This window comes from Acidovorax sp. Root267 (assembly GCF_001429215.1).
Taxonomy (GTDB): Bacteria; Pseudomonadota; Gammaproteobacteria; order Burkholderiales; family Burkholderiaceae_C; genus Acidovorax; species Acidovorax radicis.
The window spans coordinates 173,695-193,992 of record NZ_LMJC01000012.1 but is presented as its reverse complement, the minus strand read 5'-3'; the positions used below and the strand labels follow the sequence as shown (position 1 = coordinate 193,992).

At 64.9% G+C, this 20,298-nt stretch carries 15 protein-coding genes and 1 riboswitch; of the genes, 12 read left to right on the top strand and 3 right to left on the bottom strand.

What is annotated here, in order from left to right:
• Nucleotides 1–16 precede the first annotated feature (16 nt).
• Nucleotides 17–952 carry a LysR family transcriptional regulator gene (locus ASE39_RS10430; protein ID WP_057228078.1) on the bottom strand — a complete coding sequence of 312 codons (936 nt, stop codon included), beginning with the start codon at nt 950–952 and terminating at the stop codon, nt 17–19.
• 72 nt (nt 953–1,024) lie between these two features.
• Here ASE39_RS10430 and ASE39_RS10425 point away from each other — a divergent pair, with 72 nt between their 5' ends.
• The gene (locus tag ASE39_RS10425; RefSeq protein ID WP_057271083.1) at nt 1,025–1,486 is read left to right on the top strand and encodes a PACE efflux transporter; all 462 of its coding nucleotides are present in this window, start codon (nt 1,025–1,027) and stop codon (nt 1,484–1,486) included.
• A gap of 226 nt (nt 1,487–1,712) precedes the next feature.
• Here the strand turns inward: ASE39_RS10425 and ASE39_RS10420 are convergent, their stop codons facing one another.
• Together ASE39_RS10420 and ASE39_RS10415 are read right to left on the bottom strand one after the other, a co-directional pair.
• Entirely contained in the window at nt 1,713–2,624 is a 912-nt protein-coding gene (locus ASE39_RS10420) for a response regulator (RefSeq protein WP_057271082.1), read from the bottom strand.
• Nucleotides 2,621–6,061 carry an ATP-binding protein gene (locus ASE39_RS10415; RefSeq protein ID WP_057271081.1) on the bottom strand — a complete coding sequence of 1,147 codons (3,441 nt, stop codon included), beginning with the start codon at nt 6,059–6,061 and terminating at the stop codon, nt 2,621–2,623. Before ASE39_RS10415 ends, ASE39_RS10420 begins: the two co-directional genes overlap by 4 nt.
• Before the next feature lie 245 nt (nt 6,062–6,306).
• Between ASE39_RS10415 and urtA the strand changes: the two genes are divergently transcribed.
• The 11 genes from urtA to metH all read left to right on the top strand — a co-directional run bounded on the left by urtA (nt 6,307) and on the right by metH (nt 19,826).
• The gene (gene urtA, locus ASE39_RS10410) at nt 6,307–7,572 is read left to right on the top strand and encodes an urea ABC transporter substrate-binding protein (protein ID WP_057271080.1); all 1,266 of its coding nucleotides are present in this window, start codon (nt 6,307–6,309) and stop codon (nt 7,570–7,572) included.
• 165 nt (nt 7,573–7,737) lie between these two features.
• Nucleotides 7,738–8,652 (top strand): urea ABC transporter permease subunit UrtB, encoded by a 915-nt coding sequence (urtB, locus tag ASE39_RS10405; protein ID WP_057271079.1) that lies wholly within the window; start codon nt 7,738–7,740, stop codon nt 8,650–8,652.
• A 46-nt stretch (nt 8,653–8,698) separates the two neighbouring features.
• Complete coding sequence (urtC, locus tag ASE39_RS10400; RefSeq protein WP_057271078.1) at nt 8,699–9,919, top strand: urea ABC transporter permease subunit UrtC; 1,221 nt, start codon at nt 8,699–8,701, stop codon at nt 9,917–9,919.
• Between the two features lie 19 nt (nt 9,920–9,938).
• Nucleotides 9,939–10,682 (top strand): urea ABC transporter ATP-binding protein UrtD, encoded by a 744-nt coding sequence (gene urtD / locus ASE39_RS10395; RefSeq protein WP_057228089.1) that lies wholly within the window; start codon nt 9,939–9,941, stop codon nt 10,680–10,682.
• A 28-nt stretch (nt 10,683–10,710) separates the two neighbouring features.
• Entirely contained in the window at nt 10,711–11,400 is a 690-nt protein-coding gene (urtE, locus tag ASE39_RS10390) for an urea ABC transporter ATP-binding subunit UrtE (protein WP_057228091.1), read from the top strand.
• Between the two features lie 187 nt (nt 11,401–11,587).
• Nucleotides 11,588–12,814, top strand: a complete 1,227-nt coding sequence (fmdA, locus tag ASE39_RS10385; RefSeq protein ID WP_057271077.1) for a formamidase — start codon at nt 11,588–11,590, stop codon at nt 12,812–12,814.
• 34 nt (nt 12,815–12,848) lie between these two features.
• Nucleotides 12,849–13,193: a zinc ribbon domain-containing protein gene (locus ASE39_RS10380; RefSeq protein WP_057271076.1), complete on the top strand. Its 345-nt coding sequence runs from the start codon at nt 12,849–12,851 to the stop codon at nt 13,191–13,193.
• 15 nt (nt 13,194–13,208) lie between these two features.
• Nucleotides 13,209–14,249, top strand: coding sequence for an aliphatic amidase (locus ASE39_RS10375; protein ID WP_057271075.1), 1,041 nt, complete (start codon nt 13,209–13,211; stop codon nt 14,247–14,249).
• Between the two features lie 89 nt (nt 14,250–14,338).
• Nucleotides 14,339–15,082 carry a hypothetical protein gene (locus ASE39_RS10370; protein WP_057271074.1) on the top strand — a complete coding sequence of 248 codons (744 nt, stop codon included), beginning with the start codon at nt 14,339–14,341 and terminating at the stop codon, nt 15,080–15,082.
• Nucleotides 15,083–15,203: 121 nt separating this feature from the next.
• Complete coding sequence (locus tag ASE39_RS10365; RefSeq protein WP_057271073.1) at nt 15,204–16,910, top strand: IPTL-CTERM sorting domain-containing protein; 1,707 nt, start codon at nt 15,204–15,206, stop codon at nt 16,908–16,910.
• A gap of 28 nt (nt 16,911–16,938) precedes the next feature.
• Nucleotides 16,939–17,047: riboswitch (S-adenosyl-L-homocysteine riboswitch) on the top strand.
• Between the two features lie 64 nt (nt 17,048–17,111).
• Nucleotides 17,112–19,826 carry a methionine synthase gene (gene metH, locus ASE39_RS10360; protein WP_242421403.1) on the top strand — a complete coding sequence of 905 codons (2,715 nt, stop codon included), beginning with the start codon at nt 17,112–17,114 and terminating at the stop codon, nt 19,824–19,826.
• The last annotated feature ends 472 nt before the right edge of the window (nt 19,827–20,298 follow it).

Sequence of the window (20,298 nt, the reverse complement as noted above, 5' to 3'; positions counted from 1 at the left end):
GCCTTGCAGGAGACGCTCAGCGGGCCGCTGCCTTGGCCGCCGTGGCCATCAGCGCCACAAAACGCGCCGCGCCCAGGCCCAGCGGCCGCTCCTTCGACCACACCACATCCACCCACAGTGCGGTGCCGTTGCTCAGGTTCTCAAACGGCATCTCCACCAGCCGCCCCGCCTCGATGCGCGGCTGCACCAGCGCGCGGGGCTGCCAGCCCCAGCCGAGGCCCGCTTCGATCATCCCCAGCGCGGCCAGGTGGTTGTCGGTGCGCCAGTGGTGGCGGGCAAACACAAAACGCGGATCGGTCTGTGCCAAGTCACGGCTGGCCACCACGATCTGGCGCGTGGTGGTCAGGTGTTCTTCGCGCAGCATGGCGCGCTCAGGCGGCTCGCCCCGGGCCAGGGCTGATGCCCGCGCGCCCTGCAATACCGCATGGTCCGGCGCCATCACCGCCACCAGGGTTTCGGTGCCCACCTCCTGAAAACCCTCACGCCCGTCGATGCTGGGCCGCTCGAACACCAGCGCCAGCTGTGCGCGGCCGCTGTGCAGCAGCGCCAGCGCATCCACCTGCGGGGCAGTCAGCACCTCCACCTGCAGCAGCGGGTATTCCGATGCCAGCGTGGCCAGCGGGCCCGTCCATCGGGCGGCCAGCAGCTCGGGGGCGATGGCCAGCGTCAGCCGCTCTTCCAGGCCCTGCGTCAGCGCCAGCGCCTGTGCGTTGAGCTGCTGCAGCTGCCCGGCGAGCAACCGGGCCTGCGGTTCCAGCGCGCGTGCGGCGGCGGTGGGCCGGGGCTCGCGGCCGCTGCGGTCAAACAGCTGCACATCCAGCTCGGCTTCCAGGTGGGCAATGGTCATGCTCACGGCCGACGGCACCCGCGACAGCGCCCGCGCCGCCGCCGAAAAAGAGCCGTGGTCCAGCGCTGCCAGGAACACCTGCACGCTGTCGGATGAGAAGGCCATGGGTGTGATCTATCAAATAAACTGAAACAAGCTGACTTTATATATCAGCTGCAGGCACATAAAGTCACCCCCATGGACAAGCAACCCACCCTTTTCAGCCTGCAGGGCCTCAAGCGCCGACTGATCTATGTGAGCCTGTACGAGCTGATCGCGATCGCGGCTGCCACGGCCGGGCTGGCCCTGCTCTCGGGCCAGGGTGCGGGCCATTCGAGCGTGGTGGCCGTGGCAGCCTCGGTGATTGCCATCGTCTGGAACATCGTCTTCAACTGGGCGTTTGAGCGCTGGGAAGCTCGCCAGCCCGTGCGCGGTCGCAGCGTTGCGCGGCGCGTGGCGCATGCCATCGGTTTTGAAGGCGGGCTGGTCTTCACCCTCGTGCCGCTGTTTGCCTGGTGGTTCGGCATCAGCCTGTGGCACGCGTTTGTGATGGACCTGGGGCTGATCGTGTTCTTCCTTTGTTACACCTTTGTTTTCAACTGGGTGTTCGACCACCTGTTCGGCCTGCCGGCGTCGGCCATGGCGCCAGTGTCTGTTTGAGGTTGTAAGATATTTCGCTATTGATTTAATAGCTATAAAATCTCGACAGACAAGCGCCAGATGCCAATTTGAACCATAAACCACCTGATGTGGCGCTGGCTCAGGAATATCGGACGAATCGTTCGCCCTGAGCCCGTCGAAGGGCTGTTCGCAAACAGCGCCCTGGCATTGGCAGGCTCAGCTCGCAGGAATAGGGGCAGGTGTGGCCCATCCGGAAAATCCGAACTCAGACTTGCAACAACTGCCCCGCAATGGCCGCAGCGGCGGTGCGTGTCTCCACCCCCAGCTTTTCAAAAATGTGCTCCAGGTGCTTGTTCACCGTGCGCGGGCTCATGCCCAGGATGTCGGCGATGTCGCGGTTGGTCTTGCCCTTGCTCAGCCAGGACAGCACCTCGGTCTCGCGTGGGGTCAGCGCGACCTGCTGCAGGTGGCGCGGGGCGGTGGCCTCGGGCGTGGTGCGGCTGAGCAGCAGCATCGACTCGGCCAGACCGCTCGCGCCCAGATGGCGGGCCAGCAACTGGCGGCCGTCGGCCAGCGCCAGGGTCTGGTCGCCGGTGGCTTGCGCGCGCACCAGCCAGGCAGCGGCGGCATCTGCGGGGGCGGGGTCGGCGGCAAAGGCGGCTTCCAGCCAGCGCAATGCTTGGGGTGAACGCCAGGCCACGCGGCCCTGGCCGTCCAGCACCACCACGCCCAGCCCGGCCACGTCGACCGCCTCGCGCGCCAGCCGCGTGGCCTGGGCGTTGCGCACATGGGTGGCCAGGCGGGCCAGCACCTCCGGGATGCGCAGGGGCTTGACCACATAGTCCACCCCGCCACTGGCAAAGCCCCGCAGGATCTGCTCGGTGTCCGACAAGCCCGTCATGAACACCACCGGCACGTGCGACCAGGGCGGTGTGGCTTTCAGCTGGCGGCACAGCGCAAAGCCGTCCATGCCGGGCATCACCGCGTCCAGCAGCACGCCGTCGGGCACGGTCAGGTCAAAGCGCTGCAGGGCTTCTTCGGCGTCGCGCGCGGCCAGCACGGCGTAGCCCTCGGCGGCCAGGGCGTCGCACAGCATGCGCAGGGTGTCGAGTGCGTCGTCCACCACCAGGATCACGCGCTGGCTGACCTGCTGGCCTGGATGGGATTCGTCGTTCATAGGGTTCCCTCTTCGGGCTCGCGCAGGTGGTGGGCCAGGGTCTCAAAGTCGAAGCGGTCGGCACTGGCCTGTAGCAACGCCAGCGTGGCAGCATGGCCGGGCAGATCGCCGCGTGCGCGCCGCAGCCGCTCGCGCAGCGCGGCGGCCTGGCCAGACCGCGCCAGGCGGGTCAGGTCTTCGCGCAGTTCGTCGGGCAGCGTGGCCGGGGTGTCGTTGGGGTTGGCGGGGCCCGCGGCGGGCTCGGGGCTGGGCGCAAGCGGCGTGTTGTCGCGCACCCATTCCAGCTGCAGCGCGTGCTCCAGCGCCTGGAGCAGTTCGGATTCGATCACCGGCTTGCCGACAAAAGCCTGGCATTGCTGCGCCGCCAATCGTGAGGCCTCGTGCTCGAACAGATTGGCCGAAACGAACACGATGGGCAGCTCGGACGCAGGCCGCAACTCGCGCAGCAGGGCGGCGGTCTGCCAGCCGTCCAGGTCGTCCATGGTGATATCGAGCAGCACCAGGTCGGGCGGTGTCTGGCGCACGATCTCGATGCATTCGCGCCCGCTGGCGGCCTCGCGCACCTCAAAACCCAGGGGCACCAGCAGGCCGGCCAGCAGCTGGCGCTGCAGGGGCTGGTCGTCCACCACCAGCAGCGTGCGCCGGGGCGCCAGGTAGCCGATCACGGGGCGCAGCGTGGCGCGGCTGGGCGTGGTCCAGGCCGGGTCTACCGCAATGCTGGGCAGGTACAGCCGCACGGTAAAGGTGCTGCCCTGGCCCGGGGTGCTGGTCAGCGTGAGCTGGCCACCCATCAGTTCGGCAAGCAGGTGCGTGATGGTCAGGCCCAGGCCCGTGCCCGCCTCGCTGGCGCGGCGCCCGGCGCTGCCGCGCTCAAACGGCACAAAGATGCGCTCCAGGTCTTGCGGTTCGATGCCGATGCCGGTGTCGATGACTTCGATGCGCGAGACGTGCTGGCGAAAGTCCATGCGCAGCCGCACCTCGCCGCGCTCGGTAAACCGCACGGCGTTGGACAGCAGGTTGATCAGAATCTGCCGCAGCCGCTTGGCGTCGGCCCGTATCCAGCCTGGCATGGTGCCCAGTGTCTCCACCACAAAGTGCAGGCCCTTGGCCTCGGCCTGCGGGCGCAGCATGGCTTCGATGTTCTCGATCAGCTCGGGCAGCGGCAGCGGGGCCATGTCCAGCCGCAAGCGCCCCGCCTCGATGCGCGCCAGCTCCAGCGATCCATCGATGAGCGCATGCATGTGCTGGCCGCTGTGCTGCATGGTCGACAACGTCTCGCGCATCCAGCCCTCGGTGTGCGGGTTCTTGAGCAGGATCTGGGTGTAGCCGAGGATGCTGTTGAGCGGCGAACGCAGCTCGTGCGTCATGCCGGCCACGTAGCGCGTCTTGGCCAGGCTGGCCGATTCGGCCTGGTCCTTGGCGGCCTGCAGCTCGGCATCGGTGCGCTTGTGCGCCTCGATCTCCTGCAGCAACAGCTGAGTCTGGCGCTCCGATTCATCCTGCGCCATGCGCCGGCTGTCGGTGCTCAGCACCACCCACCACGCGCACACGGCGGCCAGCAGCGCCAGCAGCGCAAACACCTTGAGAAACGGCATCTGTAGCATTTGGCCGGGCACCGGCGCCTGCAGGCTTTCCTGCACATACACCACGCCCACCAGAAACGCCATCACCGCGCACAGCGACACCATCACCATCAGGTACTGCCCCAGGCGAAAGTTCACCTTGATGGCCCAGCGCTGCGGCAGCAAGGCTTCCACCACGCTGCGCAACTGGTCGGCGGCGCGCGAGCCGGTCTTGCAGCGGTCGTGGCAGCGCGATTCGAGCGAGCAGCACAGCGAGCAGATGGGCGCAGCATAGGCCGGACAGCGCGCCATGTCTTCGGATTCGAACTGGTTCTCGCACACGGCGCAGCGCACGATCTCGCCGCGCCGCCACTCGTTGCCCGGAGCGCGCGCCAGGTAGTAGCGGCCCTGCGTCAGCCAGGCCAGCAGCGGCGCCAGCGCCATCGACAGCACCAGCGCAATGAAGGGCGAAAACGCGGCCGCTTCTTCGCCCAGCAGCCCTGCATAGGCACAGCAGGCCACCGTGGCTGCCAGCACCATGGCGCCCAGGCCCACGGGGTTGAAGTCATACAGGTGCGCGCGCCGAAACTCGATGCCTTTGGGCGACAGACCCAGCGGCTTGTTGATGACGAGGTCGGCCACCAGCGCTCCCACCCAGGCAATGGCCACGTTGCTGTACACAGCCAGCACTTTCTCCAGCGCGCCAAACACCCCGAGCGTCATCAGCAAGGTGGCAATCAACACGTTGAACACCAGCCACACCACGCGCCCGGGGTGGCTGCGGGTCACGCGCGCAAAAAAGTTGGACCACGCCAGCGAGCCCGCGTAGGCGTTGGTGAGGTTGATCTTGATCTGAGAGACCACCACAAACACCACCGTCACGGCCACCGCCAGGCCCGGCAGGCCCAGCGCCTGCATGACCTGGTGAAAGCCTGCGAGGAACATCTGCGTGGGCTCGGCCGCGCGCTGGGCGCCCACCTCGAACTGCAGCGCGGCAAACGCCAGAAAGGCCCCACCCGCCATCTTGAGCATGCCCATCACCACCCAGCCCGGCCCCGCCACCAGCACCGCGCCCCACCAGCGCAGGCGGTTGGCGGCAGTGCGCTCGGGCAGAAAGCGCAAAAAGTCCACTTGCTCGCCAATCTGCACCACCAGTGAAAAGATCACCGCCGCGGCTGCACCAAACATGAGCGGGTCGAACTGGCTGCTGCCGCTCTTGAGGCCCGACAGTCCCGCAAAGTCGCGGTACAGCTGGGGCTGGGCCAGCGCAATCCACACAAAGGGCAGCAGCAGCAAGAACAGCCACAGCGGCTGCGTCCAGGCCTGCAGGCGCGATATAAGCGTGATTCCGCGCATGGCCAGCGGCAGGACCACCAGCGACGACGCGATGTAGCACCACTCCAGCGGCCACTCCACCACCATCTGCAGCGCCAGCGCCATGATGGCCGCCTCCAGCGCAAAGAAGATGAAGGTGAACACCGCGTAGATCAGCGACGTGATGGTGGAGCCCAGGTAGCCAAAACCTGCGCCCCGCGTGAGCAGGTCCATGTCCAGCCCATAGCGCGCTGCATAGTAGGCAATGGGCAGGCCCGTCAGAAAGATCAGCAGACCCACGGTGAGGATGGCCCACATGGCATTGCTGAAGCCGTAGTTCAGCGCAATCGCCCCACCAATGGCCTCCAGCGCAAGGAACGACAGCGAACCAAACGCCGTGTTCGCCACGCGGAATTCGCTCCAGCGCCGAAAGCTCTTGGGCGTGTAGCGCAGCGCGTAGTCCTCCATGGTCTCGTCGGCCACCCAGGCGTTGTACTCGCGCCGGAAACGAAAAATCGTTTGTGGTGCGCTCTGGGCATCGGGTGCATGTGGTGAGGCCATGCCCAGCACAAAGCAAGAAGCGTTCTAGGCGCGCACCGCGTTGGGGCGTTGCATGGGCACGCATTGCCCTGCACTGGACCATGTGCAGGTCCCTGTGCAGGGCTCGCATCGGAATGCGTACGCAGCACTACGTTAATTGACGTATGGGCGCATTCAAGGGTTGTCCCTAACCTTCATTCCACAGCGCAAACAACCCGCTTCCGTCCCGTCCCTTCATTCACACCGATCCTGCAAGGAGCGTCTTCATGAGCCACCCGTCCGACCCCCGCTTTAGTGAATCCGCCCAGGCTGAACCCGGCCGCCGTCGCATCCTGCAGGCGCTGGGCGCCGCATCCGTGGCGGGCCTGCCTGCTTGGTCTTTTGGCCAGCCCACTGCGCAGGTCAACACCACCAAGCTGGCCATCACCGACACTGAAGTCACCGTGGGCCAGCTGCACTCCGCCACCGGCACCATGGCGATTTCCGAAACGGGCTCCATCCAGGCCGAGCAACTCGCCATTGACCAGATCAACGCCATGGGCGGTGTGCTGGGCCGCAAGATCAAGGTCATCAAGGAAGACGGCGCCTCCGACTGGCCCACGTTTGCCGAGAAGTCCAAAAAGCTGCTCATCAACGACCGCTGTGCCGCCGTGTTTGGCTGCTGGACCAGCGCCTCGCGCAAGGCAGTGCTGCCGGTGTTCGAGAAAGAAAACGGCCTGCTCTACTACCCCACGTTCTATGAAGGCCTGGAGCAATCCAAGAACGTGATCTACACCGGCCAGGAAGCCACCCAGCAGATTCTGTACAGCCTGGAATGGGCCAAGACCGAGAAGAAGGCCAAGACCTTCTTCCTCATCGGCTCCGACTACATCTGGCCCCGCACCTCGATGAAGATTGCGCGCAAGCACATCGAGAACTTCCAGAAGGGCAAGGTCGTCGGCGAGGAGTACTACCCGCTGGGCAGCACCAACTTCGGCTCGCTGATGAACAAGATCAAGGTGCAAAAGCCCGATTGCCTGTTTGTGGCGGTGGTGGGCGGCTCCAACGTGGCGTTCTACAAGGCGCTCAAGGCCGCGGGCATCACGGGCGACAAGCAGCTGCTGGTCACGCTGTCGGTCACCGAAGACGAAATGACCGGCGTGGGCGGCGAGAACTTCAACGGGTTCTACTCGTCGATGAAGTACTTCCAGTCACTCGACAACGAGAACAACAAGAAGTTTGTGGCTGCCTTCAAGGCCAAGTACGGCAAGGACGCCGTGATTGGCGACGTGACGCAGGCGGGCTACCTGGGCCCCTGGCTGTGGAAGGCCGCGGTTGAAAAAGCCAAGAGCTTTGACGTGGACAAGGTGGTGGCCGCATCGCCCGGCATTGAGCTGACCACCGCGCCTGAGGGCTATGTGAAGGTGGACGCTAACCACCACCTCTGGAGCAAGTCGCGCATCGCCATGGGCATGCCGGACGCCTCGTTCAAGGTGGTGTCCGAGTCGCCTGCGCTGATCAAGCCCGACCCATTCCCCAAGGGATATCAGTAAGAAGGCACCCCCTGAGCGGCTTGCGCCGCCTCACCCCTCTCTCGCTGCGCGGGAGGGAGACGACATCCTCGGGGAGGGGCGGCCTTTCCTCAGTGTCCCTCGCAAGGGGATGCCCAATGCCACCCGCCGTCCATCTTCCACAGCCGCGCCAGGCAGGAGCTGCACATGACCTTTTCCGAAATGATGAACATCGGCCTGATGCAGGGCTTTGCGGGGCTGAGCCTGTTTGCCGTGCTGCTGCTCATGGGGCTGGGGCTGGCCATCATCTTTGGGCAGATGGGCGTGATCAACATGGCCCATGGCGAGTTCATGACCATCGGCGCCTACACGATCTACCTGGGCTCCACCCTCGCGGCCAACCATGCGCCGCAAATGATTCCGTATTACTTTCCGCTGGCCATCGTGGCGGCCTTCGGCTTTGCGTTTGTGGCGGGCTGGCTGGTGGAGTGGGGACTGATCCGCCACCTGTACAAGCGCCCGCTCGACACCCTGCTGGCCACCTGGGGCATCAGCCTGGCCCTGCAGCAATCGTTTCGCACCTTCATCGGCCCCAAGGAGGTCAGCCCGACCTTGCCCGACTGGCTGCTGGGTTCGTGGGCGCCCGCCGAGGGGCTGGACATCCCGATCAATGGCCTGTTTGTGCTGGCGCTGACGGCAGTGGTCACAGGGGGCGTGCTGCTGGCCCTGCACAGAAGCCGCTGGGGTCTGCGGGTGCGCGCCACGGTGAGCAACCGCGTCATGGCCAACGCCATCGGCATCGACACCCAGAAGACCGACCGCCTGACCTTTGCCATTGGCTGTGGCATTGCCGGGGTGGCGGGCGCGGCGTTTACCACCATCGGTTCCACCGGCCCCACGTCGGGCTCGCTCTACATCGTGGACGCCTTCCTGGTGGTGACGTTTGGCGGCGCGGCCAGCCTGCTGGGCACTGTGGTGTCGGCCTTCGGGATTGCGCAAACGCAGTCGATCACCGAGTTCTTCATGGCGGGCTCCATGGCCAAGATGATCACGCTGTCGCTGATCGTGCTGATCCTGATGGTGCGGCCACAGGGCTTGTTCGCCTCCAAAGTTCGCCGATGAAATTCGCTCAACTGTCCATTTCCTTCGAGCCCACCGGAGTCTCCGCATGAACGCCCTCAAAGCCTGGATCCTGCGCTACCAGCTCGCCAGCCTGGTACTGCTCACCGTGCTGCTCGCCGTGGTGCTGCCGCTGGCACTCGACATCTTTCGGCTGAACCTGGTGGGCAAGTACCTCACCTATGCGTTCGTCGCTATCGGCCTCGTGATGGTGTGGGGCTACGGTGGCGTGCTCAGCCTGGGGCAGGGCGTGTTCTTTGGCCTGGGGGGCTATGCCATGGCCATGTTCCTCAAGCTCGAAGCCTCCGACCCCATCAGCACCAAGATCCAGTCCACGCCCGGCATTCCAGACTTCATGGACTGGAACCAGATCACCGAACTGCCCAGCTTCTGGATTCCGTTCAAGAGCCTGCCGTTTGCGCTGGCGGCGGTCATCGTCGTGCCCACGCTGCTGGCCTGGATCATCAGCTTTGCGATGTTCAAGCGCCGCGTGGGCGGTGTGTATTTCGCCATCATCACGCAGGCCGTGGCGCTGATTCTGACGGTGCTCATCATCGGCCAGCAGGGCTACACCGGTGGCGTGAACGGTATGACGGATCTGAAGACCCTGTGGGGCTGGGACACGCGCACCGACAGCGCCAAATACATCCTGTACTACGTGTGTGTGGCGCTGCTCATCGGCTCCATCATCCTGTGCCGCTGGATACAGACCGGCAAGGTGGGCACGCTGCTGCTGGCCATGCGCGACAAGGAAGACCGCGTGCGCTTTTCGGGCTACGACGTGGCCAATTTCAAGGTCTTTACCTTCTGCCTGGCCGCCGCGCTGTCGGGCATCGGGGGCGCCATGTTCTCGCTGCAGGTGGGCTTCATGTCGCCCAGTTTTGTAGGCATCGTGCCGTCCATCGAGATGGTGATCTACGCCGCCGTGGGCGGGCGCATGAGCCTGGTGGGCGCGGTGTATGGCACCTTGCTGGTGAACGCGGGCAAGACGTATTTTTCGGAGAGCTTTCCCGAGCTGTGGCTGTTCCTCATGGCCGGGCTTTTCATCGGCGTGACCATGGCTTTCCCCATGGGCCTGGCGGGCCTGTGGGAGAGCCATGTGGTGCCGTGGTGGAAGGGCCGCCGCGAAGCACTGCGCCAGGCATCGGTGCAAGGCCGACCACCCGCAGCGCGCCCGCCTGCGGATGCTGGGCCAACGTCTGCACCGGCGGCATCGTCGCCCGCACCGTCTGCTGTGCTGCCTGACGGCGTGAGCCGCCAGGGCGTCTGAACCCACCGGAGCACCCCTCATGAGCAACACCGACTTTGCCCTGGCCGTGGAAGACCTGACCGTGTCGTTCGACGGCTTCAAGGCCATCGACGACCTCACGCTGTACATCGACAAGAACGAGCTGCGCGTGATCATCGGCCCCAACGGCGCGGGCAAGACCACGCTGCTTGATCTGATCTGCGGCAAGACCCGCGCCACGGGCGGCAGCATCAAGTTCAAGAACGAAGAACTCACCCGCATGGCCGAGCACAAGCGTGTGCGCCTGGGCATCGGGCGCAAGTTCCAGACGCCCTCGATCTACGAGAACCTGTCGGTCTTCCAGAACCTGGAGGTGTCTTACCCCGCAGGCCGCTCGGTGCTGGGAGCGCTGGCGTTCAAGTGCACCGATGAGGTCAAGGCGCGTGTGCAGGTGGTGGCCGAAGACATTGGCCTCGGCGACAAGCTCGATACCGAGGCCGGCTTGCTGAGCCACGGGCAAAAACAGTGGCTGGAGATCGGCATGCTGTTGATGCAGGAGCCAGAGCTGCTGATGCTGGACGAGCCGATTGCCGGCATGAGCGCGCGCGAGCGCGAGCTGACGGCCGAGCTGCTGCAGCGCATCTGCAAGAACCGCGCGGTGATCGTCATTGAGCACGACATGGAGTTCGTCAAGCGCATTGCCCACAAGGTCACTGTGATGCACCAGGGAAAGATCCTGGCCGAAGGCCCCATGGAGAAGGTGCAAGCGGACCCCAAGGTCATCGACGTGTACCTGGGCCACTGAGCAACCCATTCCTTCACAGGAGCATCGCATGCTGGAAGTCAAAGATCTGTTTGTGGCCTACGGCCAGAGCGAGGCGCTGCACGGCATCTCGTTTGACGGCCGTGCCAACGAGACCGTGGCCATCATGGGCCGCAATGGCATGGGCAAAACCACGCTGTTCAAAAGCCTCATGGGTGTGATGCCCGTCAAGAGCGGCCAGATCACCGTGGCAGGCCAGGACGTGACGAAGGACGAGAGCTTTCGCCGCGTGGCCAAGGGCATCGCCTATGTGCCGCAAGGTCGCATGATCTTCCCGACCCTCACGGTCGAAGAGAACATCGAGACCGGGCTGGAAAACTCCAAGACGCGACAGATTCCCGAAGACATCTACGCACTGTTTCCCGTGCTGTGGGACATGCGTCGGCGCAAGGGAGGCAACCTATCGGGCGGGCAGCAGCAGCAACTGGCCATTGCGCGAGCGCTCGTCACCGACCCCAAGGTGCTGCTGCTCGACGAGCCCACCGAGGGCATCCAGCCTTCCATCATCAAGGACATCGCCAAGGCGCTCAACGAGATCCGCAAGCTGCGCCAGATCACCATCGTGGTGAGCGAGCAGGTGCTGTCGTTTGCCATGGACGTGGCCGACCGGCTGTTCGTTATCGAGGGCGGCCGCCTGGTGCATGAGACAGCGCGTGCCGACACCGACCAGCAACGCATCAAAGCTTATTTGTCTGTATGAGGCACCCCTGTGTCGCTTCGCGCCTTTCCCCTCTCTCGCATCGCTGCGCGCTGCGGGAGGGGGGCGCCCCCAGCGCGGGGGCACTGGCCTTCGCCGTGACAGTTTCGCAGGCCGCTTGCCGTGCAAGCCCTGGACTCTCTTCCCCCACTTTTTCCTCTGTCCACCCACCCCTTCCAAGGAGCACGCCATGGCTGAAACCCTGATCAAGGTCGATCTGAGCAAGTCGCCCACCGAGAACGAAAATATCCACAACCGCTGGCACCCAGACATTCCCATGGCCTGCTGGGTCAACCCGGGCGATGAGTTTGTGCTGGAGACGTTTGACTGGACCGGCGGTTTCATCCAAAACAACGACAGCGCGGACGACGTGCGCGACATTGACCTGACGACGGTGCACTACCTCAGCGGCCCCGTGGGCGTGAAGGGGGCCGAGCCCGGTGACCTGCTGGTGGTGGACCTGCTGGACATTGGCGCCAAGCAGGACAGCCTGTGGGGGTTCAACGGCTTTTTCAGCAAGAACAACGGCGGCGGCTTCTTGACCGAGCACTTCCCGCAGGCGCAAAAGTCCATCTGGGACTTTCATGGCATGTTCACCAGTTCACGCCATGTGCCGGGCGTGAAGTACGCGGGGCTCATCCACCCCGGCCTGATTGGCTGCCTGCCCGACCGCAAGATGCTGGAGCAGTGGAATGCGCGCGAGCAGGCGCTCATCGACTCAGACCCCACGGCCGGACTGGCCAACCCACCCTCGGCGGGCACGGCCCACATGGGTCGCCTCACGGGCGATGCCAAGGCCAAAGCGGCTGCCGAAGGCGCCCGCACGGTGCCCCCGCGCGAGCATGGTGGCAACTGCGACATCAAGGATTTGTCGCGCGGCGCCAAGGTGTTCTTCCCGGTGTATGTAGACGGCGCCGGGCTGTCGGTGGGCGACCTGCATTTCAGCCAGGGCGACGGCGAGATCACCTTCTGCGGCGCCATCGAGATGGCAGGCTGGGTGCACATGAAGGTCACGCTCATCAAGGGCGGCATGGCCAAGTACGGCATCAAGAACCCCATCTTCAAGCCCAGCCCCATCACGCCCACCTACAACGACTACCTGATCTTCGAGGGCATCAGCGTGGACGAGAGTGGCAAGCAGTACTACCTGGACGTGAACGTGGCCTACCGCCAGGCCTGCCTGAACGCCATCGAGTACCTCAAGAAGTTCGGCTACTCGGGCGCGCAGGCGTATTCCATTCTGGGCACGGCGCCCGTGCAGGGCCACATCAGCGGTGTGGTGGATGTGCCCAATGCCTGCGCCACGCTGTGGCTGCCCACGCAGATCTTTGACTTTGACATCAACCCCAGTGCAGCAGGGCCCATCAAGCACCTGGATGGCTCGGTGGCGATGCCGCTGTCGCCCGATCTGGTCTGACCTATCTTGGCGCCTTTTCCAGAAAGAACCGGCCATGCCCACCTACGACTACGCCTGTGCCCAGTGTGGCGGGTTTGATGCCTTCCGCCTGCTGGCAGACCGCAACGAACCCGCTGCCTGCCCGGACTGCGGCGCAGCATCGCCGCGCGTGTTTTCCACCGCACCACGTCTGGCGCTCATGAGTGCGTCGGCGCGCAGCGCCATCGCCACCAACGAGCGCGCGCGGCACGAGCCGCAGCGCTCGGGCGACTACGCCCACCTCAGACACCCAGCGGGCTGTGGTTGCTGTTCGTCATCACAGAGCCGCAAGGCGACGATGACAGCGCCCAGCGGCGCCAAGGCGTTTCCGAGCAAACGGCCCTGGATGATTTCTCATTGATAGGGATGCTTCACCATGATTCACGGCGATATCTCAAGCAGCAAGGACACCGTCGGCGTGGCGGTGGTCAACTACAAGATGCCGCGCCTGCACAGCAAGGCCGAGGTGCTGGACAATGCGCGCAAGATCGCAGACATGCTGGTGGGTATGAAGACCGGACTGCCCGGCATGGACCTGGTGATCTTTCCGGAGTACAGCACCCACGGCATCATGTACGACGCTCAGGAGATGATGGACACGGCGGCCACCGTACCGGGTGAAGAGACCGAAATCTTCGCCGCCGCCTGTCGCAAGGCCAAGGTGTGGGGCGTGTTCTCGCTCACTGGCGAGCGCCACGAGGAGCATCCGCACAAGGTGCCGTACAACACCCTGATCCTCATGAACGATCAGGGCGAGGTTGTGCAGAAGTACCGCAAGATCATGCCGTGGACGCCCATCGAAGGCTGGTATCCCGGGGACACCACCTACGTCAGCGAAGGCCCCAAGGGCCTGAAGATCAGCCTCATCATCTGCGATGACGGCAACTACCCCGAGATCTGGCGCGACTGCGCCATGAAGGGCGCCGAACTCATCGTGCGCTGCCAGGGCTACATGTACCCCGCCAAGGAGCAGCAGATTCTGATGAGCAAGGCCATGGCCTTTGCCAACAACACCTACGTGGCCGTGGCCAATGCTGCCGGGTTTGACGGCGTGTACAGCTACTTCGGCCACAGCGCCCTGATCGGTTTTGATGGCCGCACGCTGGGCGAATGCGGCGAGGAGGAATACGGTGTGCAGTACGCCGCGTTGTCAAAAAGCCTGATCCGCGACTTCCGCAAGAATGGGCAGTCCGAGAACCACCTCTTCAAACTGCTGCACCGGGGATACACAGGGCTGATCAACTCCGGCGGTGGGGACCAGGGTGTAGCCGCCTGCCCGTATGACTTTTACAACCGCTGGGTGCATGACCCCGAAGGCACGCGCGAGGCTGTGGAAGCTATCACCCGGTCCATGGTGGGCACCGAGGAGTGCCCGATTGAGGGCATCCCCAACCCCGACAGCGCGGGCCGCTGCTGAGGCAACGGGATTCAGGGCAGTGGCCTGAGATCTTCAAACAGTGTTAACCGGCTGTGAGGCGCCCACACTGCGCCCGATAATCGGCCCCCATGCGTGGGCCGCTCTTTTCTCTCCTGTGGATGTCATCGTGTGCACTGCTGTGCACCGTGCTCGCAGGCTGCGCGGCGAATGCGCCCACGCCACGCGGTGAGGTCAAGGGCGCGTCTGCCTCGCCCGCCGAACTGGCCCAGTCCGACATGAATCGGCTGGCCACGCTGGCCATGCAGGAGAACCTGGAAGGCTTGTTCAGGCTGATGGACAAGCTCTACCGCCGCAACCCCGCCGAATGGCGAAAAACCAGCACCACCAGCCGCGAGCACGCCGCCGAGCAGGTGCGCGTGGCCATCCTGCAGCGCCAGCCCTGGGCGCCGCTGCAAGGGCGCCGCGACATCGCCGCGATGGGCTTTGCACTGGCGCCGGAGTTCACCGGGGACCGCGTGGCGGCCTTCATCCATGCCACGGCCGACATGATCATCACAGCCCATGGCGGCAAGACGGAGTTCTTTTTGCTCGACGGTGTGGATGCACAGCACCTCTACAACGCCGCCCGCAATGTGGAAAGCGCTGTGTGGCTGCTGGCCCAGCGCCGCAATGCCCAGGGCCAGCCGCTGCTGCTGGCGGACGAAATCGGGCACCAGGGCCGCAACCTGAGCTTCGAGCGCGAGTTTGGCAAGGTCATCGCGCGGCTTGACCTGCTCGCCGCCCTGACCACCGAAAAGTACCGCCGCGCGGCCATCAGCTATGTGCAGGGCATTGTGGGCGGCACCTTCCTGCAGTTCCTGCCGGTGCGTTGAGCGCGGATCAAGCGCTTCCAGCGCGGGACTGGGGTTGGCGTGCGCCTCCGTGCGTGAAAGTTCCGGGTAGAAACGTGGCGTTACACTTTGCCACCCTTCCACTCCGACTCGGGACTTCCCCATGCTCCAACGTGTTTTGCTGTGGCTCACTGCGTTCTTGTTGGCCACGGTGGCTGCGACCACAGTGCATGCCCAAGATGCGGACCTGTCCATCACCAAAACCGATGGCGTGACCACGGCCGTCCCGGGCGGATCGGTGACCTACACCATCACCGCGAGCAACGCCGGCCCGTCCAATGCCCCTGGCGCGACGGTGGCGGATACGTTTCCCGCCGTGCTCACCGGCACCTGGACCTGCGTGGGCGCGGGCGGCGGCACCTGCACGGCGGCGGGCAGCGGCAACATCAATGACAGCGTCAACCTGCCGGCGGGGGGATCGGTCACCTACACGGTCAGCGCCACGATCAACGGTTCGGCGACCGGGACACTGACCAATACCGCGACAGTGACGTCCGCCGTGAACGACCCTGTCCCTGCCAACAACAGCGCCACCGACTCCGACACACTCACTCCCCAGGCCGATCTGTCCATCACCAAGACCGACGGGGTGACCACGGCCACGCCGGGTGGCTCGGTCACCTACACCATCACCGCGAGCAATGCCGGGCCGTCCAATGCACCGGGGGCCACGGTGGCCGACACCTTCCCGGCGGCGCTCACGGGCACCTGGACCTGCGTGGGTGCGGGCGGCGGCACCTGCACGGCAGCAGGCAGCGGCAACATCAACGACACCGTCAACCTGCCCGCAGGGGGATCGGTGACGTACACCGTCAGCGCCACGGTGAGCGGTGCAGCCACAGGGACATTGACCAACACCGCGACGGTGACAGCGCCGGGCGGGGTGACCGATCCTGTCCCAGGCAACAACAGCGCAACCGACTCCGACACCATCACGCCGCAGGCCGATCTGTCCATCACCAAAACGGACGGCGTGACCACGGCCATCCCGGGTGGCTCGGTCACCTACACCATCACCGCCAGCAACGCGGGCCCGTCCAATGCCCCTGGCGCGGCGGTAGCGGATACGTTCCCCGCTGCGCTGACGGGCACCTGGACCTGCGTGGGTGCGGGCGGCGGCACGTGCACAGCAGCAGGCAGCGGCAACATCAACGACACCGCCAACTTGCCTGCGGGGGGATCGGTGACCTATACGGTGACTGCCACCGTGAGCGCAGCGGCCAGCGGAACGCTGGTCAATACCGCGACGGTGACCGCGCCGGGCGGAGTGACCGACCCCAACCCGGGCAACAACAGTGCCACGGATTCCGACACCATCGCATCGCAGGCCGATCTGGCCATTACCAAGACCGATGGCGTGACCACGGCGAACCCCGGCGGGTCGGTGATCTACACCATCATCGCCAGCAACGCCGGCCCGTCCAACGCCCCGGGCACGACGGTGGCAGACACCCTGCCTGCCGTGCTCACTGGTACCTGGACCTGCGTGGGCTCCGGCGGCGGCACTTGCACGGCAGCGGGCAGCGGCAGCATCAACGATGTCGTCAACCTGCCTGCGGGTGGATCGGTGACCTACACCGTCACTGCCACGGTGAGCGCGTCGGCGACGGGGACGCTGGTCAACACCGCGACGGTCACGGCCTCAGGGGGGGTGACCGACCCCAACCCGGGCAACAACAGCGCCACCGATACCGACACCATCGCCGCAGTGGCCGCGAGCGCGATTCCGTCGCTGTCCGAGTGGGCTCTGTGGCTGATGGTGGGCTTGATGCTGCTGGCCGCATTCCGGGGCCGCCGCCCAGTGCGCTGACCGCAGACGGGCAACTACAATCGCTCCTCGGCCCAAGGAGCGTTGCAGCGACTTGCCATGCCCGGTTGAGTGCATGGCGATTCGTCAGGCTTGGGTCCCGCGCACCCCACCGTACACCGCAACGACGCTCACCTGTTTTTCCGCTGTTCCTGCTGCACAGGTGAGTGAGTAAGTCCTATGTCCGCTGTATCCCTGCCCCCCATGAAACTGTCTGGCCTGGAGCCCGTCTCCATTGGCGAGGGCACCTTGTTCGTCAACATCGGCGAGCGCACCAACGTCACCGGCTCCAAGGCGTTCGCGCGCATGATTTTGAACGGCCAGTACGAAGAGGCGCTGGCCGTGGCGCGCCAGCAGGTGGAGAACGGCGCGCAGGTCATCGACATCAACATGGACGAGGCCATGCTCGACAGCAAGGCGGCCATGGTGCGCTTTCTGCAGCTCATCGCGTCCGAGCCCGACATCGCGCGCGTGCCCATCATGGTGGACAGCTCCAAGTGGGAGGTGATCGAGGCCGGTCTGCGCTGCATCCAGGGTAAGGGCATCGTGAACTCCATCTCCATGAAAGAGGGGATCGACAAGTTCAAGCACGAGGCGCGCCTGGTCAAGCGCTATGGCGCGGCCGCCGTGGTCATGGCCTTCGACGAGAAGGGCCAGGCCGACACCTTCGAGCGCAAGATCGAGATCTGCGAGCGCGCCTACCGCGTGCTGGTCGACGAGGTGGATTTCCCGCCCGAGGACATCATCTTCGACCCCAACATCTTCGCGGTGGCCACCGGCATCGAGGAGCACAACAACTACGCGGTCGACTTCATCGAGGCCGTGCGCTGGATCAAGCAGAACCTGCCCGGTGCCAAGGTCTCGGGCGGTGTTTCCAACGTGAGCTTCAGCTTCCGCGGCAACGACCCGGTGCGCGAGGCCATCCACACCGTGTTCCTGTACCACGCGATCCAGGCCGGAATGGACATGGGCATCGTCAACGCCGGCATGGTCGGCGTCTACGATGACCTGGAGCCCACGCTGCGCGAACGCGTCGAGGACGTGGTCCTCAACCGCCGCCCCGATGCCGGCGAGCGCTTGGTGGAAGTGGCCGAGACCGCCAAGAGCGGCGCCAAGGACGAGAGCAAGAAGCTCGAATGGCGCGGCACGCCCGAGGCCCCGCGCACCGTGGGCGAGCGCCTGTCGCATGCGCTGGTGCACGGCATCACCGATTTCATCGTCGAAGACACCGAAGAGGCCTACTGCGCCATCCTGGCCAAGGGCGGCCGCCCGCTGCATGTGATCGAAGGCCCGCTGATGGACGGCATGAACGTCGTGGGCGACCTGTTCGGCGCCGGCAAGATGTTCTTGCCTCAGGTGGTGAAAAGCGCCCGCGTGATGAAGAGCGCCGTGGCCCACCTGATCCCCTACATCGAAGAAGAAAAGCGCCAGGACGAGCTGGCCGGGCGCGACGTGCGCAGCAAGGGCAAGATCGTCATTGCCACCGTCAAGGGCGACGTACACGACATCGGCAAGAACATCGTCACCGTCGTGCTCCAGTGCAACAACTTCGAGGTGGTGAACATGGGCGTGATGGTGCCCTGCCACGAAATTTTGGCGCGTGCCAAGGTCGAGGGGGCCGACATCGTGGGCCTGTCGGGCCTGATCACCCCTAGCCTCGAAGAGATGCAGTACGTGGCGGGCGAGATGCAGAAGGACGAGCACTTCCGCATCAAGAAGATTCCGCTGCTCATCGGCGGCGCCACCACCAGCCGCGTGCACACCGCCGTCAAGATCGCGCCGCACTACGAAGGTCCCGTGGTCTACGTGCCCGATGCCTCGCGCAGCGTGAGCGTGGCGCAGAGCCTGCTGGGCGACGGCGTGCAGAACTACGTGGATGAGTTGAACGCGGACTACGACAAGGTGCGCACCCAGCACGCCAACAAAAAGGCCACACCCCTGTGGCCCCTGGCCAAGATCCGCGCCAACAAGACACCCGTGGACTTGGCCGCCTACCAGCCCGCTGTGCCGCGTGCGTTGGGCCGCCGGGTATTCAAGAACTTCGACCTGGCCGAGCTGGCCAAGTACATCGACTGGGGCCCGTTCTTCCAGACCTGGGACCTGGCCGGCCCGTACCCCGCCATCCTGACCGACGAGGTGGTGGGCGTGGAGGCCACGCGCGTATTCGCCGACGCCCAGGCCATGCTCAAGAAGATCATCGAGGGCCGGTGGCTGACCGCCAGCGGCGTGATGGGCCTGTACCCGGCCAACAGCGTGAACGACGACGACATCGAGTTCTACACCGACGACACCCGCACCGAGGTCGCCATGACCTGGTACGGCCTGCGCCAGCAGGCCGAGAAACACACCATCGACGGCGTGACGCGCCCCAGCCGCTGCCTGGCCGACTTCGTCGCGCCCAAGTCCAGCGGCATTGCCGACTACGCAGGCATGTTCGCGGTCACGGCGGGCCTGGGCATCGAGAGGAAGGAAAAGGCCTTCATCGACGCGCTGGACGACTACTCCGCCATCATGTTCAAGAGCCTGGCCGACCGCCTGGCCGAAGCCTTTGCCGAAGCCTTGCACCACCGCGTGCGCACCGACCTGTGGGGCTATGCCGCTGGCGAAGCGCTGAGCAACGACGACATGATTGCCGAGAAGTACCACGGCATCCGCCCCGCGCCCGGCTACCCCGCCTGCCCGGACCACAGCGCCAAAAGCGAGCTGTTCCGCGTGCTGCAGTGTGAAGAAGTAGGCATGACCCTGACGGAAAGCCTGGCCATGATGCCCGCCGCCAGCGTGAGTGGCTTCTACATCGGCCACCCCGACGCGGTGTATTTCAACGTCGGCAAGATCGGTGAAGACCAGTTGCACGACATGGCTCAGCGCCGGGGCATGGACGAGAAGGTGTTGGAGCGGTTGCTGGCGCCGAATCTGTGATGCCGTTGCTGCCGTGGGATGCCTTTGCTATTAATTGTGTGTCAGCTTGCGTTTGTGGGTAAACCACTGGACGCCAATTCGGCTTGATTTTGAGGACCTCGTGACCTCGTGACCTCGTGTCGCACTGGTTGCCCTCGTCCTTCGTCCCGCCCGTTTCCCTCCACCCGTTCGGGCTGGGCCTGTCCAAGCCAGGGCGTTTCCGCTGAACAGCCCCTCGACAGGCAGGGCGAAAGCTCGGGCTGCCCGATCAAGGCTCCTGGACAGAATTCCCGCTAGATCGAACGCAGGGCTCCGTCCCCAGCCTTGGTGTGGCCAGGCGGTTCTTCTCTCTATGGGTAGGTGTTCTTCCCAGCTAGGGAGATTCCTAGCTAGGAATCTCCTGTATAGCTATACGAAGGTAAAACCGGTTCAATCACGTTCATCCCTCATGGCTGCATCAATTGGCAGATGCCCCAAGGGATGGACCGAGGCC

What these genes read in the sequence shown, in the direction of transcription:
- ASE39_RS10425 (WP_057271083.1), top strand. Translation starts at nt 1,025, where the DNA reads ATGGACAAGCAACCCACCCTTTTCAGCCTGCAGGGCCTCAAGCGCCGA.
- metH (WP_242421403.1), top strand. Translation starts at nt 17,112, where the DNA reads ATGAAACTGTCTGGCCTGGAGCCCGTCTCCATTGGCGAGGGCACCTTG.
- ASE39_RS10430 (WP_057228078.1), bottom strand. Translation starts at nt 952, where the DNA reads ATGGCCTTCTCATCCGACAGCGTGCAGGTGTTCCTGGCAGCGCTGGAC.
- urtD (WP_057228089.1), top strand. Translation starts at nt 9,939, where the DNA reads ATGAGCAACACCGACTTTGCCCTGGCCGTGGAAGACCTGACCGTGTCG.
- urtA (WP_057271080.1), top strand. Translation starts at nt 6,307, where the DNA reads ATGAGCCACCCGTCCGACCCCCGCTTTAGTGAATCCGCCCAGGCTGAA.
- ASE39_RS10380 (WP_057271076.1), top strand. Translation starts at nt 12,849, where the DNA reads ATGCCCACCTACGACTACGCCTGTGCCCAGTGTGGCGGGTTTGATGCC.
- urtE (WP_057228091.1), top strand. Translation starts at nt 10,711, where the DNA reads ATGCTGGAAGTCAAAGATCTGTTTGTGGCCTACGGCCAGAGCGAGGCG.
- ASE39_RS10415 (WP_057271081.1), bottom strand. Translation starts at nt 6,061, where the DNA reads ATGGCCTCACCACATGCACCCGATGCCCAGAGCGCACCACAAACGATT.
- urtB (WP_057271079.1), top strand. Translation starts at nt 7,738, where the DNA reads ATGACCTTTTCCGAAATGATGAACATCGGCCTGATGCAGGGCTTTGCG.
- urtC (WP_057271078.1), top strand. Translation starts at nt 8,699, where the DNA reads ATGAACGCCCTCAAAGCCTGGATCCTGCGCTACCAGCTCGCCAGCCTG.
- fmdA (WP_057271077.1), top strand. Translation starts at nt 11,588, where the DNA reads ATGGCTGAAACCCTGATCAAGGTCGATCTGAGCAAGTCGCCCACCGAG.
- ASE39_RS10365 (WP_057271073.1), top strand. Translation starts at nt 15,204, where the DNA reads ATGCTCCAACGTGTTTTGCTGTGGCTCACTGCGTTCTTGTTGGCCACG.
- ASE39_RS10375 (WP_057271075.1), top strand. Translation starts at nt 13,209, where the DNA reads ATGATTCACGGCGATATCTCAAGCAGCAAGGACACCGTCGGCGTGGCG.
- ASE39_RS10370 (WP_057271074.1), top strand. Translation starts at nt 14,339, where the DNA reads ATGCGTGGGCCGCTCTTTTCTCTCCTGTGGATGTCATCGTGTGCACTG.
- ASE39_RS10420 (WP_057271082.1), bottom strand. Translation starts at nt 2,624, where the DNA reads ATGAACGACGAATCCCATCCAGGCCAGCAGGTCAGCCAGCGCGTGATC.